This is a genomic window from Streptomyces brasiliensis (assembly GCF_014647875.1).
GTDB classification, from domain to species: Bacteria; Actinomycetota; Actinomycetes; order Streptomycetales; family Streptomycetaceae; genus Streptomyces; species Streptomyces brasiliensis.
On the sequence record NZ_BMQA01000273.1, the window covers coordinates 1 to 557 of the forward strand.

Below are 557 nucleotides of genomic sequence, written 5' to 3' on the forward strand. Positions count from 1 at the left end.
CTTGTGCGGGCCCCCGTCAATTCCTTTGAGTTTTAGCCTTGCGGCCGTACTCCCCAGGCGGGGCACTTAATGCGTTAGCTGCGGCACGGACAACGTGGAATGTTGCCCACACCTAGTGCCCACCGTTTACGGCGTGGACTACCAGGGTATCTAATCCTGTTCGCTCCCCACGCTTTCGCTCCTCAGCGTCAGTATCGGCCCAGAGATCCGCCTTCGCCACCGGTGTTCCTCCTGATATCTGCGCATTTCACCGCTACACCAGGAATTCCGATCTCCCCTACCGAACTCTAGCCTGCCCGTATCGACTGCAGACCCGGGGTTAAGCCCCGGGCTTTCACAACCGACGCGACAAGCCGCCTACGAGCTCTTTACGCCCAATAATTCCGGACAACGCTTGCGCCCTACGTATTACCGCGGCTGCTGGCACGTAGTTAGCCGGCGCTTCTTCTGCAGGTACCGTCACTTGCGCTTCTTCCCTGCTGAAAGAGGTTTACAACCCGAAGGCCGTCATCCCTCACGCGGCGTCGCTGCATCAGGCTTTCGCCCATTGTGCAATA

Annotated in this window: 1 rRNA gene; it reads right to left on the reverse strand. The window is 58.9% G+C overall.

The features are described 5' to 3' along the window. Nucleotides 1–557, reverse strand: a 16S ribosomal RNA gene (locus tag IEZ19_RS50140); the annotation flags it as partial.